Source organism: Kaistia algarum (assembly GCF_026343945.1).
Classification (GTDB): domain Bacteria; phylum Pseudomonadota; class Alphaproteobacteria; order Rhizobiales; family Kaistiaceae; genus Kaistia; species Kaistia algarum.
Window position 1 is genome coordinate 1330370 of the sequence record NZ_JAPKNJ010000001.1, and the last position, 15263, is coordinate 1345632.

General features: G+C 62.6%; 16 protein-coding genes. 9 read left to right on the top strand and 7 right to left on the bottom strand.

The window, feature by feature from the left end; all coding sequences use genetic code 11:
• Positions 1 to 35: 35 nt before the first annotated feature.
• From OSH05_RS06445 to OSH05_RS06465, 5 genes are all read left to right on the top strand, one after another.
• Positions 36 to 1172 (top strand): mandelate racemase/muconate lactonizing enzyme family protein, encoded by a 1137-nt coding sequence (locus OSH05_RS06445; protein ID WP_104217033.1) that lies wholly within the window; start codon positions 36 to 38, stop codon positions 1170 to 1172.
• 58 nt (positions 1173 to 1230) lie between these two features.
• A complete protein-coding gene (locus OSH05_RS06450; protein ID WP_266352101.1) occupies positions 1231 to 2505 on the top strand; it encodes an ABC transporter substrate-binding protein in 1275 nt (424 codons plus the stop codon).
• A gap of 93 nt (positions 2506 to 2598) precedes the next feature.
• The gene (locus OSH05_RS06455) at positions 2599 to 3504 is read left to right on the top strand and encodes a carbohydrate ABC transporter permease (protein ID WP_104217031.1); all 906 of its coding nucleotides are present in this window, start codon (positions 2599 to 2601) and stop codon (positions 3502 to 3504) included.
• A gap of 20 nt (positions 3505 to 3524) precedes the next feature.
• Positions 3525 to 4358 carry a carbohydrate ABC transporter permease gene (locus OSH05_RS06460; protein ID WP_104217030.1) on the top strand — a complete coding sequence of 278 codons (834 nt, stop codon included), beginning with the start codon at positions 3525 to 3527 and terminating at the stop codon, positions 4356 to 4358.
• Between the two features lie 2 nt (positions 4359 to 4360).
• Entirely contained in the window at positions 4361 to 4690 is a 330-nt protein-coding gene (locus tag OSH05_RS06465; protein WP_104217029.1) for an L-rhamnose mutarotase, read from the top strand.
• Positions 4691 to 4868: 178 nt separating this feature from the next.
• Here OSH05_RS06465 and OSH05_RS06470 read toward each other — a convergent pair whose 3' ends face one another.
• The 7 genes from OSH05_RS06470 to OSH05_RS06500 all read right to left on the bottom strand — a co-directional run bounded on the left by OSH05_RS06470 (position 4869) and on the right by OSH05_RS06500 (position 11328).
• Positions 4869 to 5978, bottom strand: coding sequence for an ABC transporter ATP-binding protein (locus OSH05_RS06470; protein ID WP_104217028.1), 1110 nt, complete (start codon positions 5976 to 5978; stop codon positions 4869 to 4871).
• A gap of 2 nt (positions 5979 to 5980) precedes the next feature.
• Entirely contained in the window at positions 5981 to 7096 is a 1116-nt protein-coding gene (locus OSH05_RS06475; RefSeq protein WP_104217027.1) for an ABC transporter ATP-binding protein, read from the bottom strand.
• A 2-nt stretch (positions 7097 to 7098) separates the two neighbouring features.
• On the bottom strand, positions 7099 to 7290 hold the full coding sequence (locus OSH05_RS06480) for a hypothetical protein (RefSeq protein ID WP_104217026.1): 192 nt from the start codon (positions 7288 to 7290) through the stop codon (positions 7099 to 7101).
• 11 nt (positions 7291 to 7301) lie between these two features.
• Positions 7302 to 8258, bottom strand: a complete 957-nt coding sequence (locus tag OSH05_RS06485) for a carbohydrate ABC transporter permease (RefSeq protein ID WP_104217025.1) — start codon at positions 8256 to 8258, stop codon at positions 7302 to 7304.
• A gap of 1 nt (position 8259) precedes the next feature.
• Entirely contained in the window at positions 8260 to 9165 is a 906-nt protein-coding gene (locus OSH05_RS06490) for a carbohydrate ABC transporter permease (protein WP_104217024.1), read from the bottom strand.
• A 70-nt stretch (positions 9166 to 9235) separates the two neighbouring features.
• Positions 9236 to 10549 carry an ABC transporter substrate-binding protein gene (locus OSH05_RS06495; protein WP_104217023.1) on the bottom strand — a complete coding sequence of 438 codons (1314 nt, stop codon included), beginning with the start codon at positions 10547 to 10549 and terminating at the stop codon, positions 9236 to 9238.
• Positions 10550 to 10623: 74 nt separating this feature from the next.
• Entirely contained in the window at positions 10624 to 11328 is a 705-nt protein-coding gene (locus tag OSH05_RS06500) for a TetR/AcrR family transcriptional regulator (RefSeq protein WP_104217022.1), read from the bottom strand.
• A gap of 195 nt (positions 11329 to 11523) precedes the next feature.
• Here OSH05_RS06500 and OSH05_RS06505 point away from each other — a divergent pair, with 195 nt between their 5' ends.
• The 4 genes from OSH05_RS06505 (at position 11524) to OSH05_RS06520 (ending at position 15231) form a co-directional block, all read left to right on the top strand.
• Positions 11524 to 12717 carry a Tm-1-like ATP-binding domain-containing protein gene (locus tag OSH05_RS06505; RefSeq protein WP_104217021.1) on the top strand — a complete coding sequence of 398 codons (1194 nt, stop codon included), beginning with the start codon at positions 11524 to 11526 and terminating at the stop codon, positions 12715 to 12717.
• Positions 12718 to 12731: 14 nt separating this feature from the next.
• Positions 12732 to 13562, top strand: coding sequence for a phosphoenolpyruvate hydrolase family protein (locus OSH05_RS06510; protein ID WP_104217020.1), 831 nt, complete (start codon positions 12732 to 12734; stop codon positions 13560 to 13562).
• Positions 13563 to 13650: 88 nt separating this feature from the next.
• Positions 13651 to 14052, top strand: coding sequence for a cupin domain-containing protein (locus OSH05_RS06515; protein WP_165801423.1), 402 nt, complete (start codon positions 13651 to 13653; stop codon positions 14050 to 14052).
• A gap of 135 nt (positions 14053 to 14187) precedes the next feature.
• Positions 14188 to 15231: a sugar phosphate isomerase/epimerase family protein gene (locus OSH05_RS06520; protein WP_165801422.1), complete on the top strand. Its 1044-nt coding sequence runs from the start codon at positions 14188 to 14190 to the stop codon at positions 15229 to 15231.
• Positions 15232 to 15263: the final 32 nt, after the last annotated feature.

A 15263-nucleotide genomic window follows, 5' to 3' on the forward strand; every position in this document is an offset into this window, starting at 1 on the left:
AACGCTCGAAATTGATCGATTAGGCGACTCATATCATGCGCATCGTGGAATATCGACTACACCGTTTCCAATTTGCTCGCGATCGCGTCATCGGCGACAGCCAGGTCCGCATCGAGCATGCCCATATGGCGACACTGGAACTGGTGACGGATACCGGGCTGGTCGGCCTTGGCTTCATCCCTTCGCTGTTCAACGCCCTCCCCTCGCTGGCAGAGATCGACAGGATCTTCCGCGTTGAGGTCTGGCCGAGCCTTGAGGGTCAGGCCCCCGCGGCACTCGTTCATCGGGTTCGTCGTCCGCGCGGCGGCAATATCCGTAGCACATCGCTTCCCTTCGGCGAGGGCATCGACCAAGCGCTTTGGGACCTGACGGCGAAGCAGGTGAACCTGCCGCTCTGGAAGCTGCTCGGGGCCACCCGCAATCGCGTGAAGGCCTATGCCAGCGGGCTCGACTATCATCTCTCGGACGACGATTTCTGCGCCCTGTTCGAGCATGCGCGCTCGATCGGCTACTCCGCCTTCAAGATCAAGGTCGGGCATCCGGATATCGAGCGCGACCTGCACCGGCTGGAACTCCTGACCAAGACGGTCGGAAAGGCCGAGGCGATCATGATCGACGCCAATGAGGGCTGGTCGCCGCAGGACGCGGTGCGGCGCCTCAACATCATCAACAAGGCCGGCTACGACATCCTCTGGATCGAGGATCCGATCCTTCGCTACGATTTCGAAGGGTTGAAGATGATCCGCGCCGGCTGCCCGTTCACGCTGGTCAATTCGGGCGAATATTTCGGCGCGTCGGACAAGCTGCGGCTCATCGAGGCGCGCGGTACCGACATGATCAACGTTCATGGGTACATCACCGAGGTGATGCGCATCGGCTGGATCGCGGCCGAGCAGGGCATTCCGGTGAGCCTTGGCAACTCCTTCCTCGAGATCGGCGTCAACATGGCTGTCGCCCTGCCCGAGGTCGAGTGGCTCGAATATTCCTTCCAGAATTTCGATCACCTCGTGGAGCAGCCGATCGAGATTCGCGATGGTTGGGCCTATGCGCCGGAGCGGCCCGGCCATGGACTGGTCCTTTCCGAGGCTGCCAAGCGCGAGCATGCCACACCGGACGTGATCGCTTCCGCCGACCTGCCGCGCGCACCGTTGAACAAGAGGTTGCCACACTGAGCCGGCCCGCGGCGGGGAGCCGCCGGCCGCAGAACCGATCTTTGCCAGGGAGGACATCTTGAGGAAATCCATCGTCAATATGCTGCGCGCGGGAACGATTCTCGCCGCCGCACTCGCCGGCGCTGCCGGCCTCGCCCATGCCGAGGACACCACGCTGACCGTCTGGGACTTCAAGTCCGGCGATCCGGCGCTCGCCGATTATTTCAACGCGGTGAAGAGCGACTTCGAGAGCGCCCATCCCGGCGTCACGATCCAATATGTGATGCAGCCTCACGATCAGTACTACACGCTGCTCGGCACGGCGCTCGCCGCCAAGCAAGGCCCCGATGTCGTGATGGTGCATGGCGGATCGCAGGCCAAGGAGCGCACCGATGCGCTCGTCAAGCTCGACGAGGCCGTGGCGCCGATCAAGAACGACGTCGCCGGCTGGGCCGAATTCACCGGCAAGGATGGTGGCCTCTATGCCGTCCCGCTGTCGATCCAGGGCTTCGTCGTCTATTACAACAAGGACCTCTACACGAAGGCGGGCCTCGATCCGGAAAACCCGCCGAAGAGCTGGGCCGAACTTTCGGCGGCCGCCGATGCCTTGAAGAAGGCCGGCGTCACGCCTTTCGCGCTCGGCAACAAGGAGGGCTTCGGCGCCGACTTCTTCCTTTCCTCGGTCGCCGCGAACGGACTGACGGCCGACCAGGCCGCCGCCTGGGAAAAGGGCGAGCTCAAATGGTCGAGCCCGGAGATCAAGGCCATCGTCCAGGCCTGGGTCGATACGGCCAAGAATGGCTGGTACCCCGAGGGCGCCAATTCGACGGCCATGTTCATGGACGAGTATGAGACGTTCGAGCGTGGCGAGAACGCCAATGTCGTCGGCCTGATCTCGGACGTGGCACATTGGAAGGAGTTCGGCGGCTTCCTCGGCGACGACAAGGTCGGCGCCTTCATCATGCCGCCGCTCGGCACGGCCAGCGGCGCGCTGAAGATGCCCTTTGCCGGCGGCATCGGCTATGGCGTCACCAAGTTCTCGCCGCATCAGGATCTCGCGATCGAGTTCGTGACGAGCGTCGCCAGCGCGCCGCACATGCAGACCTTCTTCGAGACGGCGGGCGCCATTCCGTCCAATACCAAGGTCGACACCTCGAAGGTCGCGAGCCCGTCGGCCAAGCTGGTGCTCGGCTGGCTTGGCGACGGCCCGGCCATCGTCGCCCACAACAGCCTGCCGTCGGCCGTCGAAGAGGAGTGGCATCGCCAGAGCCAGCTGTTGCTGACCGGCGAGACGACCGTCGACGAGGCCGTCGCCAAACTGGACGCCGCCCAGGCGCAGGCGAACAAGAAGTAACGGCCGCGGCCACCGCCCCGCCCTCTCCCGTACGCGGGAGAGGGTCTTCGTTGCCGATACCCAAGCGTCGCGTGCCTTAAAGAGACGATCCGCATGACCGCCAGCACGACTTCCCCCGCGACGCGCCGCTCCCGCCTCGGCAACCGGCCGGAACGGCTCGCGCTGCTGTTCGTCCTGCCGGCGCTCGCCCTCGTCGTCGTGTTTCGCGTCGTCCCGCTCGTCTGGGGCCTCGGCTATTCCTTCACCAATTATGACGGCATCAACCCGCCGAGCTTCATCGGGATCGACAACTACCTGCGCCTGACGCAGGACCCGACCTTCATCGACAGCCTGGTCAACATGCTGATCCTGATCGCGACGCTGCCGATCTGGATTGCCCTGCCCCTCGTGCTCGCCATCCTGATCCATCAGGGCGTGCCGGGCGGGAAGCTCTTCCGCGCCGTCTATTTCTTCCCGGCCGTGCTGTCGTCGGTGATCATCGGCGCGATCTTCAACATGATCCTGCGCTATGACGGCTCGCTCAACGCCATGCTGAAGGCCTTCGGCTTTTCCGCCATCGACTGGCTCGGCAATTCGAACACCGCGCTGTTCAGCCTCATCGCCGTGCAGCTGTGGTCGACCTTCGGCATGGGCGTGCTGATCTTCCTCGCCGGCCTCTCGACGGTGCCATCCGACATGCTGGAGGCCGCGAAGCTCGACGGCGCCAAGCTTCTGCAAACCTGGTGGTATGTCGTGATCCCGTCGCTGCGGCCCATCATCGAATTCGCCGCCGTCGTGACGACCATCGGCATGCTGACCTCGATGTTCGGCCTCATCTATGTGCTGACCGCCGGCGGTCCCGGCACGGCGACGACGCTGCCCGAATATCTGATCTGGCTCGAGCAGGGCAAGCTCAACAGCCCGGGCTATGCCAGCGCGATCTCGATGGTGCTGTTCCTGTTGATGGGCGGGCTCGCCGCCATCCAGATCCGCATCATGTCGCGCAACGCCAATCTCTGAATCCGGGACCGGAGCCGCCCATGTCCGCTGTCGAGACCCGCGAGAAGCGCATCCTCTGGATCATCGCCGTGCCGATGGCGCTGCTGGCGCTCTCGGCCGTCTATCCCGTGTTCTTCGCGATCAATGCGGCGCTGAAGACGCGCAAGGACTATGTCCTCAACCGTTTCGGCGTCACGCTCGACCCGACCTTCGCCAACTTCCCGCAGGCATGGATCCAGTCGCACCTTTCCGAATATTTCCTGAACTCCGTCGCGGTCACCGCCGGCGCCGTGCTGCTGCTGCTCGTCGTATCGTCGCTGTCCGGCTTCGCGCTCGCCGTGCTGCGCTTCCGCGGCTCGAAGCTGGTCTTCACCATCATCCTCATCTCGCTGATGATCCCGGTACAGGTCGTGCTCGTGCCCTTCTACCGAACGATGATCGCGCTCGATCTCGTCAATACGCGCATCGGCCTGATCCTGGCCTATACGGCGTTCTTCCTGCCCTTCAGCGTCTATCTGATGACCGCCTTCTATGCGCGGTTGCCGCGCGAACTTTATGAGGCGGCGCAGATAGACGGCGCCAGCCTGCTGCAGATCTGGTGGAGCATCATGCTGCCGCTGGGCAAACCCGCCCTGATTACGCTCGGCATCCTGAACACGCTCTATTGCTGGAACGACGTACTGATCTCGCTGCTCGTGCTCCAGGACAAGCGCACGCTGATGGTCGGCATCGCGGCGCTGCGCGGCCAATACACGACCAATGTGCCGCTGCTGGCCGCCGGCATCGTCCTGGCAGCGGCGCCGATCGTGCTGATCTACGTCGTCTTCCAGCGCCAGATCGTCAGCGGCATCGCGGTTGGCGCCGTAAAGGGTTGAACATGCAGCGCATGGGAATGGCGATCGGCGTCAAGCCAGAACGAATAGCCGAATATAAGCGCCTGCATGCGAGCGGCTCGGCGGAAGTCAACGCCCTGCTCTCCGCCTGCGGCGTGAGGAATTATTCGATCTATCTGCGCGAGCCCGAAAACCTGCTCTTCGGCTATTGGGAGTATCACGGCGACGACTGGCCGGCCGACGCGGCCCGCCTCGACAAGGAACCATCGATCCGCGCATGGCTTGCGCAGACCGACCCCTGCCAGCAACCACTCGCCTCGGCGAAGGCGGGCGAGTGGTGGTCGATGATGGAAGAAGTCTTCCACCTGGACTGAAGCGGATCACATCCTGTCGGAAGCGGCATCGAATGCCAACCCTCCGAAGCAACGCTCGGTCAACCCGGGCTCTTAACCCGGGATGACGGCAGGGCCCACCGTACCTGGCATGTTTCCATCAAGGCATGAACCTTTTTAGCCCGGGCCGCCCCCCCTTCGAGAAGGATCCGGAAGCGCCCTATTCCGCCGCCTCCAGCACGGCCTCGTCGATATCGACAAGGCTTTTCTGCGACACCGGGTCAAAGGCGTGGACGCGATCCTGATCGAAGGCGAAGCGCATGGACGCGTCGATTTCGGTACCGATCGATGCCGGCAGCGTCGCCTTGAACAGGCAGTCGCCCGCCTTCAGCGTCACGATCTTCTCGACGCCGTGGTTCTCTACACCCCAGATGCGCGCAGCGATCGGTCCATCGGCCGCAAGGTGGATATCCTCAGCTCGAACGCCAAGAACGATGCGGCCCTTGGCGCCGGCAAACCGACGCCTCGCGGCATCGGTCAACGGGAATTCCAGATCCGCAGAAGGGATCCGTACGCGGCCATCGCCGATGTCGGCCTCGATCAGGTTCATGGCCGGCGAACCGACGAAGCTCGCGACGAACATGTCGCGGGGGTGGTGGTAGATATCGTGAGGAGAGCCCACCTGGACGAGATTGCCGCCGTTCAGCACGCCGACCTTGTCGCCCATCGACATGGCCTCGATTTGGTCATGCGTGACGAACAGGAAGGTGGCGCCAAGCTTGACCTGCAAATCCTTGAGTTCGGACCGCAGCGCCTCGCGCAGCTTGGCATCCAAATTGGAAAGCGGCTCGTCCATGAGGAAGATGCGCGGAGAACGCACGATGGCGCGGCCGATCGAAACGCGCTGCATCTCGCCACCCGAGAGGCGATCAACCTTGCGGTCGAGCAGATGGCCGATACGCAGCGTCTTCGACGCCTTGGCGACGCGTTCGTCGATTTCCGGCTGTGGCAGGCGGCGGACCTTGGATTTCAGCGGAAATTCGAGGTTTTGCCTCACAGTATAGCGTGGATAGAGCGAATATTGCTGCAGCACCAGTGCGACATCGCGCTCGGCCGCCCCCCAGTCGGCGACATCGACGCCGTCGATCTCGATCGTGCCTTGTGTCGGCTTGTCGAGCCCGGCGATGAGGCGCAGCGTCGTCGTCTTGCCGGCACCGGTCGGTCCCAGCAGGACGAAGAACTCACCATTGCGGATCTCGAGGTCGAAGCCCTTCAGCGCCTCATGTGAGCCGAAGGTCTTGCTGATCCCCTTAAGGCGGACATGGGCCATGCTTAAACCTCCGCGCGGATGCCGAGCGAGCGCCCGGACTTCGTGTCAAAGAAGTGCGTCTGCGTCTCGTCGAGGCGGGCGAAGACGACATCTCCGGGCTTGCGGACGAAACCGGAACTGGTTCGCGCCCGCAGCATCTCGTCGCCGACCTTGAGATCGACGATGTCGTAGGCGCCGAGCGGTTCGATCAGATGCGCCTCCAGCGGGACAAACCCGTCTCTGTCCTCATGTGCGACGATGACCCCCTCCGGTCTGATTCCGAGCGACAGCGAGCTCAACGGGCCGGCCACCTTGCTCAGCCGGCTCTCCATCTCCGGCGTGATCCGGAAAGCCGACTTGGCGTCGCCAAGTCGCACCGAAGCCTGGCCGCCTTCGGCCGCGAGCGTTGCCTTGGCGATGTTCATCACCGGGCTGCCGATGAACTGGGCGACGAAGAGATTGGCTGGATTGCGATAGACATCCATTGGCGTTCCAACCTGCTGCAGAATGCCCTCGCTCATCACAACGATACGGTCGGCAAGCGACATTGCTTCGACCTGATCATGCGTCACATAAACGGAAGTCGCCTTGTTCTCGATATGGAGGCGCTTCAGTTCCGTCCGCATGTCCTCGCGCAATTTCGCGTCGAGGGCGCCGATGGGCTCATCCATCAGGATCGCCTTCGGCCGCCGCACGAGGGCCCGTCCGATCGCCACGCGCTGCATGTCGCCACCCGAGAGGGCCGAGGGACGCTTGTCCAGGAAATGCGTCATGTCGAGCGAACGGGCGACGTCGCGCACCTGCCGGTCGACGTTCGCCCGTTTTTCGCCCGCCGCCCGCAACGGAAACGCGATATTCTCGTAGACCGTCAAATGCGGATAGAGCGCATAGAGCTGGAAGACGAAGGCGATATCGCGGTTCGAGGCCTCCAAATCTTGGACGGGCCGGCCGTCGATGCGGATTTCGCCGGAGGTGATGTCCTCCAGCCCGGCGATCGCGCGCAGCGTCGTCGTCTTGCCACAGCCCGACGGGCCGAGCAGCACAACGAATTCGCGGTCGGCGATCGTCAGGTTCATGTCGCGGATGACCTGAACGCTGCCGAAGAACTTCTGAACGTCTTTTAGAACGATCTCGGCCACGCTCAGCCCTCCTTCTTCTCGGGTCGGGGCACATGGGCGGCAATGTTGAAGCCGATCAGCCCCACGAGGGTGATGGTGACGCCCCAGGCATGCAGCCCCTGGTGCCAGGGCTGGCAGAGCGCGACGATCCCGGCGATCATCAGGAACATCGAGGCCGGCTCGATATACTTTGCGCTAAGTTCGCGAAAGCTCATGGTCGTCCTCCCTATTTGCGGATCGCGCCGAATGTGACGCCGCGCAGCAGATGTCCCCGGAGTGCGAAGGTAAAGATCGCCACCGGCAGCAGGAACAGGAAGGTTCCGGCCGCGATCACGGTCCAATCCGGCAGGCCGGAGCCAAGCTGCGAAGGGATGAAGGGCGGAGCGGTCTGGGCGCGCCGGTTGGTCATGACGAGGGCGAAGGCATATTCGTTCCAGGCGGTGATGAAGCAGAACACCGCCGTCGCCGCGATGCCGGTCGCCGCCTCGGGGAGCACGATCTTGAAGAACGCCTCCATTCGCGTGTAGCCGTCGACGAGCGCGGCCTCCTCATATTCCTTCGGTATCTCGTCCATGAAGCCCTTCATGAGCCAGACCGAGAAGGAGAGGTTGAAGGCGATGTAGAGGATGATCAGTCCGATATGCGTGTCAGTCAGCCCCACCGCCCGATACATGAGGAACATCGGGATCGCGACGACGATGGGCGGGAGCATGCGTGTCGACAATATGAAGAAGAGCAGATCCGCCTCGCCTTTGACGCGGAAGCGCGAGAAGCCGTAGGCGGTGAACGTTCCCATCCCGACAGCCAGAACGGTTGACGTGATGGCGACGATCAAGCTGTTCATGAAGCGACTGGGATAGGCCGAGAGTTGGACGGTATCACCCGTCCGCAGCACGCGTTCGCCATTGTCGTAAATGCGTTTTTCCCACCAGGGAGCCGCCGCATAGGTTTCCGCATCGACCGGCGTTTTCAACTGCACGCGCTTGACGAACAGCTTGATGAACGAGGTGATCTCAGGCTGGAACAAAACGGTCGGCGGCACGGTGGTCGCCAGCGCTCGCGGCTTGAAGGCGGTCGATGCGATCCAGTAGATCGGCGCCAGGAAGATCAGCGTTGCGATCAATACCCCGACGACGGCAAGGCGATTGACGACGGCTTGGCTTGAAGACTTGACGGCCGCCATGTCAGCGCTCCTTCACCTTGTTGAGGTACTTGACGTAGATGTTGGTGATCGCCAGCACCATGATGAGGACGATGTAGGCCAGCGCGCAGGACTTGCCTGTGTCCCATTGCTGGAAGGCCTGCTTGTAAAGACGGATCGCAATCACTTCCGTCGTCGGCTGAGTCGACATGATGTAGGCGATGTCGAAGGTCTTGAACGCTTCCATGGTCCGGAAGATCAGCGCGATCAAAAGTAATGGCAGGACCAGCGGCAGCGTGATGCGCGTAAAGGTGTACCAAGTGCTGGCGCGATCGATCGCGGCCGCCTCGTAGAGATATTTCGGCACGGCCGAAAGACCCGCCAGCGATAGCAGCATGACGAAAGGCGCCCACATCCAGATGTCGGTGATGGCGATCGCGAAGAGCGCGGCGTCGGGATTGGACAGCCAGGCGAAGTCGCCAAGGCCCAGGGCGTAGTTGATGATACCCCAGGACGGATCATAGAGCAGCTTCCAGAACAGACCGACCACGGCAGCCGACATCATCATCGGCAGAAGCAGCAAGGTCGTCACCAGGCCCTTCATCGGGAAGGTTCGGTTGAGCAGCATGGCGAGGCCGAAGCCAACGATCATCTGCCCGCTTACCGAGACGATTACATACTTGGCCGTGATCGAGAAATTCGACCAGATCTTCTCGTCGGAGAGCAGATCACGATAGTTCTTGAGCCCGATGAAATTCGCCGGCGCGTTGGCCGAGGCGCTGAAATCGGTGAACGAATAGCCCAGCGAATAGATCAGCGGAAATATGTTGAAGACAATCAGGAACGCGACCGTCGGAATGATGAAGAGATTTCGGATTCCAAGGTCGCTCAGGCCGCTCCGTCTGATCGGTCGCGACGTCGAATCATAGTTGGTTGCAAGACTGGTCACGCACCGCCTCCCGGAGCCAATTTCCAAAAAATCCGGGGGCACGAAGCCCCCGGATCCGGATGCTCAGCGACTAGTTGTTGTAGCGATTGTACTTGTTGAACGTCGCCGTCCAGTCCTTTACGGTCGCATCAAGGGCTTCCTGCGCAGTACCCTTGTTGCCAACGACGTAGGGATAGACGTTCTGGTTCAACTGATCGAGGATCTCGGCATATTCGGGCGTCGCCCAGAAATCCTTGACCATGAACATCGTGTCGTAGAACGCCTTGTTGTACGGCGTGGCGTTCTGGAACTCAGGCGACTTCAGCACGGCCTGGCTGGCCGTGTATCCGCCAAGTTCGGCCCAGCGCTTCTGGGTCGAGTCCTTGATGAACCATTCCAGGAACTTCATCGACGCTTCCTGCTTCTTCGAATAGGAAACGACCGAAATGCCCTGGCCGCCGAGCGCCGCAAAGCGCTGACCGCCCGGTCCCGCCGGATTGGCGAAGAAGCCTGTGACGTCCGCATTGGGATTGGTGGTCTTGTTCACCAAGGGCGGGAAGAACGCGAAGAAGTTCATGCTCATCGCGGCCAGGCCTTCGGTGATGGCCTGGTTGTCCTCGATGAAGAACGTCTTGCCCCAGCCCGGAGGCGTGTACTTGTACAATTCCTTGTACATTTCGAGGCCGGCGACCGCTTCCTTCGAATTGGTGATGCCGTCCACCTTGTAGGTGGAGTAGTCGCCGAGTTCGCCGCCATAGGAGAAGATGGCGCTCTCGACGCCCATCGCCATCGCATCATACGAGTTGTCGGTGTAGATGGCGATGCCGTACCGCTTCTGGTCGGGACGATGGAAGAACTCGGCGATATCGCGCAGCTGGGCATAGGTCTGGGGAATGTCGAGCTCGTAGCCATACTTGGCCTTGAACGCTTCCTTTTCCTTCGGATCTTCGAACCAATCCTTTCGATAGGCCCAGCCGACGGCGTCGCCTTCAAGCGGAACAGCCCAATATTTGCCGCTTCCGCCAGGATACTCAGCATAATACTTGACGGTGGCGGGAGCCATCACGTCGTTGAGCTTGTTCTTAACGAAGAAATCCGTCAGGTCCACATAGTGGCCTTGCGTGGCCCCGGCACCGAGCCACTGGCTGTCGCCGACGACCATGTCGTAGGCATCGCCCTTGGCATTGAATTCGGTGAAAGCCTTGGTCTGGAAATCGGACCAGGGCGTCGTTTCGACCGTGATCGTATCGCCGGATTCCTTCGCATACTCGTTGACGAGTTCCTGCAGATAGTTTGCCGGATCCCATTCCGCCCAGAAGATCGTCAGATCTTCGGCGCTCGCGCTCGCTATGCCAGCCAGCGTGAACGCCGCGCCGGCCAGAAGCACCTTCAGGCTCTTCTTCATGGAAACGTCTCCTCCCTTTTCCTCTGCTGTCCTTATTCTTCAGGGGTCGACAGCTTGCCTCGCCGTAGTTGCGGCTAGGCCCCCTTCTTGCGCGTCTTCCCTTCTCCCTTGCCCGGCTTTGCGGCGCCCTTGCCAACGGGGGTCTCTCCCTCCCCCGCCTCTTCGAGCGCCGTCCGGATCAGGGCGGATGCCGCCCAACTCGCTACATGCTCGGCCTCTTTCGCGTCGAGGCCCCAGATGTCCTTCAGGATAATGATCGCCTCGATGCCGAACAGCAGCGAGAGCGCCTGCGTCACGCGATCCGTCGCCTCCTTGCCGATCGCATCGGAAAGCGGATCCACCGCCGCCTTCAGGAGGCCCCGGCGATTGCCCCGCACGACGCGAGGCTCAACGCCGAGCGTTCCGGCCTGTCGGCGCTGCCACTGATCGAGCGCCAGAAGGAGCGCCGCCCGGTGGGTCGCCTCATAGGCCTGCATCCGATGGTAGGCGAAGCTGAAGAGTTCGGCCACCCGCTTTTCCGGATCGGCTTCGCCGCTCGACCAGTCGAGGATCGGCCCCAGCGCATCATCGACGGCGGCCTGGATCATGGCCGCCTGACTTGGAAAATAACGATAAGCGGTTGCGCGCGAGACCTGCGCGGCCTCCGCCACTTCGCTCACCGACGGCGATCCTCCGCTCTGCATCAGGCGAATGGCAGTATCCAGCATCAGTCGCTTCATGCGGCCGCGCGGCCCCTTCTCCATCGCTGTCGGAAGCTGTGCTTGACCTGAGACTGCCATGCCAATACGATACGCATGTCTCAGAATAAAAATCAAACGATGAATTTGCCTTTTGGCCGCCAGGGAGGGCGGCCGGAAGACCGGAAAGCCCCGAAAAGAGCGGATTCTTCGGCGGAAGCGCCTTGCTTCCGTCGACCCTTTCGCTTGGCCTTTCAGGACCCGCCAATGTCCCCGCGCCCTCACTCCGAGGTCAGGATGAAGTTCACCTACGTCGTCGGCACAGCGGATACCAAAGGCGAGGAACTGGCGTTCCTGCGCGACCAGATCCTGACCTCGGGCCAGCCTGTGCGCCTCGTCGATGTCGGCACGCGCGCGCCGTCCTGCGCCGTCGACATAGCGGCGGCGGAAGTTGCCGCCTGGCACCCGGAAGGTGCCGCGGCGGTGCTTTCGGGCGACGACCGCGGCGTCGCCGTCGCCGCCATGGGCGAGGCCTTTTCCAGGTTTGTTGGCTCGCGCAGCGACATCGGTGGCGTCATCGGCATCGGCGGCGGCGGCGGCACTTCGATCGTGACGACCGGCATGAGGCAGCTGCCGATCGGCGTGCCGAAGCTCATGGTATCCACGCTCGCCGCCGGGGATGTGGGGCCCTTCATCGGCGTTTCCGACATCGTGATGATGCCGGCGGTCACGGATCTCGCCGGATTGAACCGCATCAGCCGCCTAGTATTGCAGAATGCCGCCCACGCCATGATCGGCATGGTGCGTTATCCCATGGTCGAGACGAGCGGCAAGCCTGCGATCGGGTTGACCATGTTCGGCGTCACGACACCCTGCGTAACGCGCGTTGCGGATCAACTTCGCGCCGACTTTGACTGCCTGATCTTCCATGCCACAGGGACGGGCGGCAGTGCGATGGAAAAGCTGGCCGACAGCGGCATGCTGGTCGGCATGATCGATGCGACGACGACCGAGATCGCGGACCATTTATTCGGCGGCGTATTATCGGCGGGACCGGACCGCCTTGGCGCGGCAATCCGCACGCGGCTTCCCTATGTCGGCTCCGTCGGCGCGCTCGACATGGTCAATTTCTGGGCCTTCGATACGGTGCCGGAGCGCTACCGAGGCCGCAATCTCTATAAGCACAATCCGAACATCACGCTGATGCGCACCACCGCCGAAGAGAACCGGCAGATGGGCGTCTATCTGGCGGAACGGCTCAACCACTGCGAGGGCGAGGTCCGCTTTCTGATTCCTGAAAAGGGCGTCTCTGCCCTCGACGCCCCGGGCAAGCCATTTCACGACCCCGAGGCCGACGCCGCCCTGTTCGAGGCGCTGGAGGCTGGTTTCATTTCCACCGCGTCACGGCGTCTAGAGCGCCTGCCGTTCCACATCAACGATCCCGATTTCGCGGACGCGCTCGTCAAGAGCTTCCGCGAAATCACTGCATGAGAGAAAGGAAAGCGATGCCGCTTATCCCCCGCCGCGAGATCCTCGCAAAGTTTCAGGACATGGTGGCACGCCGTGTACCCATCATCGGCGGCGGTGCCGGCACCGGTCTCTCAGCCAAATGCGAGGAGGCTGGCGGCATCGACCTCATCATCATCTATAATTCCGGGCGCTATCGCATGGCCGGCCGCGGCTCGGCCGCTGGCCTGCTCGCCTATGGCAACGCCAACGAGATCGTCAAGGATATGGCGCACGAGGTTCTGCCCGTGGTGCGGCACACCCCGGTGCTCGCGGGCGTCAACGGCACCGACCCCTTCGTGCTGATGCCGCATTTCCTGGCCGAGCTGAAGGCGATGGGGTTTTCGGGCGTGCAGAACTTCCCGACCATCGGCCTCTTCGATGGCGTCATGCGTCAGAGCTTCGAGGAGACCGGCATGGGCTTCTCGCTCGAAGTCGACATGATACATCAGGCCCACGAACTCGACCTCCTGACGACGCCCTATGTGTTCAATCCGGCAGAGTCCCGCGCCATGGCGGAGGCCGGCGCCGACATCATCGTCGCCCATATGGGCGTCACCACCGGCGGCTCGATCGGGGCGACCTCGGCAAAGTCGCTCGAATCGTGCGTCGGCGAGATCGACGCGATCGCCGAGGCGGCGCTGAAGGTGCGTTCCGACATCGTCGTGCTGTGCCATGGCGGGCCGATCGCCCTGCCCGAGGACGCGGAGTTCATCCTGCGCCGCACGGCAAATTGCCACGGCTTCTATGGCGCCTCGAGCATGGAGCGCATTCCGGTCGAGACAGCACTGACGGAACAGACGCGTCGGTTCAAGGGGCTGAGCTTCTGAAGCAAGCGAGAACGGCCGCCCACCTGCTGGAGGGTGGCCGACCCTGGCCTTGCGAGGGGGCCGGGCCATGACAAGGGAGGAAATATCGATGTCTGGCAAATTCGTGCTGGCGAAAGATACGCCGCAGGAGGCCAATGACTGGGGCAAGCTTCAGTGGATCAGTAACCCGCCGACCACCGGCGCCGGGCAGATCACCGTCATCAGCGTGACGCTCGCCCCGGGGAAGGGCCATGATTTCCACAAGCATCCGGATCAGGAGGAAGTGATCCACGTGGTCGCCGGTTCGGTCGAGCAATGGGTCGACCGCGAGAAGAAGATCCTCGGGCCTGGCGATTCCGCCTTCATCCCGGCCGACATGGTGCACGCCTCGTTCAATGTCGGCAGCGGCGAAGCGCGCATCGTCGCGATCCTCGGTCCTTGCATCGGCACCATCGGCTACGAGGTCGTCGATGTGTCGGGCGAGGCGCCATGGGCGGGGCTGCGAGGATAGACCTCCTCCCGCCTTGATAGGGACGACACCGAAGAACCAACGCGGCAGTGGAACCCGTAAGGGAAGCGTGTCAGTTTCTCCACAATGCCGAATGCACGGGACCCAAGTTCCGGCACCATGATCTGGGAGGATCCGATGGCCAACAACTATCCGAAGCTGCACAATGCCGCCTGGCCGGGCGTCGTCGGCAAGGGGGGCGACAGCGAGCCGATCATTCCGCTCGACACGCTCCTGCGCCTCACCGCCAATGCCGAAGTCGACGGCGTCAAGTTCGACGGCATCGATCTCTTCATCACCGCGCCACATTTCGACATCGACAGCGACAAGGATGCGGTCAAGCGCATGACCGATCACATCGCCAGCTATGGCCTGAAGGTCGGGTCCTTCGTCGCGCCGATCTGGGGCGGGGCGGGTGGCGGCTCGGCCATGGGCACCGCCGACGATCGCAAGCGCTTCGTCGAACAGGTGCGGAAGGCCTGCGCCATCGGCCAGCAGATGCGGGAACTCGGAATTCGCCCCAGCGGCGGCATCCGGATCGATTCCTCCGTCGGCGTCGAAGCCTGGGACAAGGATCCTCTCGGCAACACCAAGCTGATCGCCCAGACCTTTTCCGAGGCCGCGGACGTCGCCGAGGACTATGACGAATTTCTCGTCGCCGAGGGTGAGATCTGCTGGGGCGGCATGCATTCCTGGCGCGAAATGGTGAAGCTGCTCGAAATGGTCGACCGCCCCGGCGTCGTGGGCTACCAGGCCGACATGGCGCATTCGATGCTCTACACACTCGGCTACAATGCCGAGGCCGACCGTATCCTGCCGAAGGACTATGACTGGTCCGACAAGGCGACGCTGGACGCCGCCTATCGCAAGGTTGCCGACGCGCTCCGCCCTTGGACGATGGATTTCCACGTCGCGCAGAACGACGGCACCGTCTTCGGCTCGGGCGACCATGAGAAGACCGGCCGCCACTGCCAGGTCGATGACCCGAACGGCCGGCTCGATATCGTCAAGCATGCCGGCTACTGGCTGCGCGACCGCGAAGGCAATCTGACCAAGCGCATGCGCCACCTTTCCTGGGATGGCTGCATGTTCCCGAATGCGGTCATGGAGGCGCAGGAGACCTGGAACAAGGTCCTCGGCTCGATGATCAAGGTTCGCGAGGCGCATGGCTGGACCGAATAGTCTGCGTGAGGAGGGAGAGGCGGCCGCGGGCC

Bases quoted from the DNA above. Each gene is read 5' to 3' on its own strand.
- OSH05_RS06445 (WP_104217033.1), top strand. From the start codon at position 36: ATGCGCATCGTGGAATATCGACTACACCGTTTCCAATTTGCTCGCGAT.
- OSH05_RS06455 (WP_104217031.1), top strand. From the start codon at position 2,599: ATGACCGCCAGCACGACTTCCCCCGCGACGCGCCGCTCCCGCCTCGGC.
- OSH05_RS06460 (WP_104217030.1), top strand. From the start codon at position 3,525: ATGTCCGCTGTCGAGACCCGCGAGAAGCGCATCCTCTGGATCATCGCC.
- OSH05_RS06465 (WP_104217029.1), top strand. From the start codon at position 4,361: ATGCAGCGCATGGGAATGGCGATCGGCGTCAAGCCAGAACGAATAGCC.
- OSH05_RS06470 (WP_104217028.1), bottom strand. From the start codon at position 5,978: ATGGCCCATGTCCGCCTTAAGGGGATCAGCAAGACCTTCGGCTCACAT.
- OSH05_RS06480 (WP_104217026.1), bottom strand. From the start codon at position 7,290: ATGAGCTTTCGCGAACTTAGCGCAAAGTATATCGAGCCGGCCTCGATG.
- OSH05_RS06485 (WP_104217025.1), bottom strand. From the start codon at position 8,258: ATGGCGGCCGTCAAGTCTTCAAGCCAAGCCGTCGTCAATCGCCTTGCC.
- OSH05_RS06495 (WP_104217023.1), bottom strand. From the start codon at position 10,549: ATGAAGAAGAGCCTGAAGGTGCTTCTGGCCGGCGCGGCGTTCACGCTG.
- OSH05_RS06500 (WP_104217022.1), bottom strand. From the start codon at position 11,328: ATGGCAGTCTCAGGTCAAGCACAGCTTCCGACAGCGATGGAGAAGGGG.
- OSH05_RS06505 (WP_104217021.1), top strand. From the start codon at position 11,524: ATGAAGTTCACCTACGTCGTCGGCACAGCGGATACCAAAGGCGAGGAA.
- OSH05_RS06510 (WP_104217020.1), top strand. From the start codon at position 12,732: ATGCCGCTTATCCCCCGCCGCGAGATCCTCGCAAAGTTTCAGGACATG.
- OSH05_RS06515 (WP_165801423.1), top strand. From the start codon at position 13,651: ATGTCTGGCAAATTCGTGCTGGCGAAAGATACGCCGCAGGAGGCCAAT.
- OSH05_RS06520 (WP_165801422.1), top strand. From the start codon at position 14,188: ATGGCCAACAACTATCCGAAGCTGCACAATGCCGCCTGGCCGGGCGTC.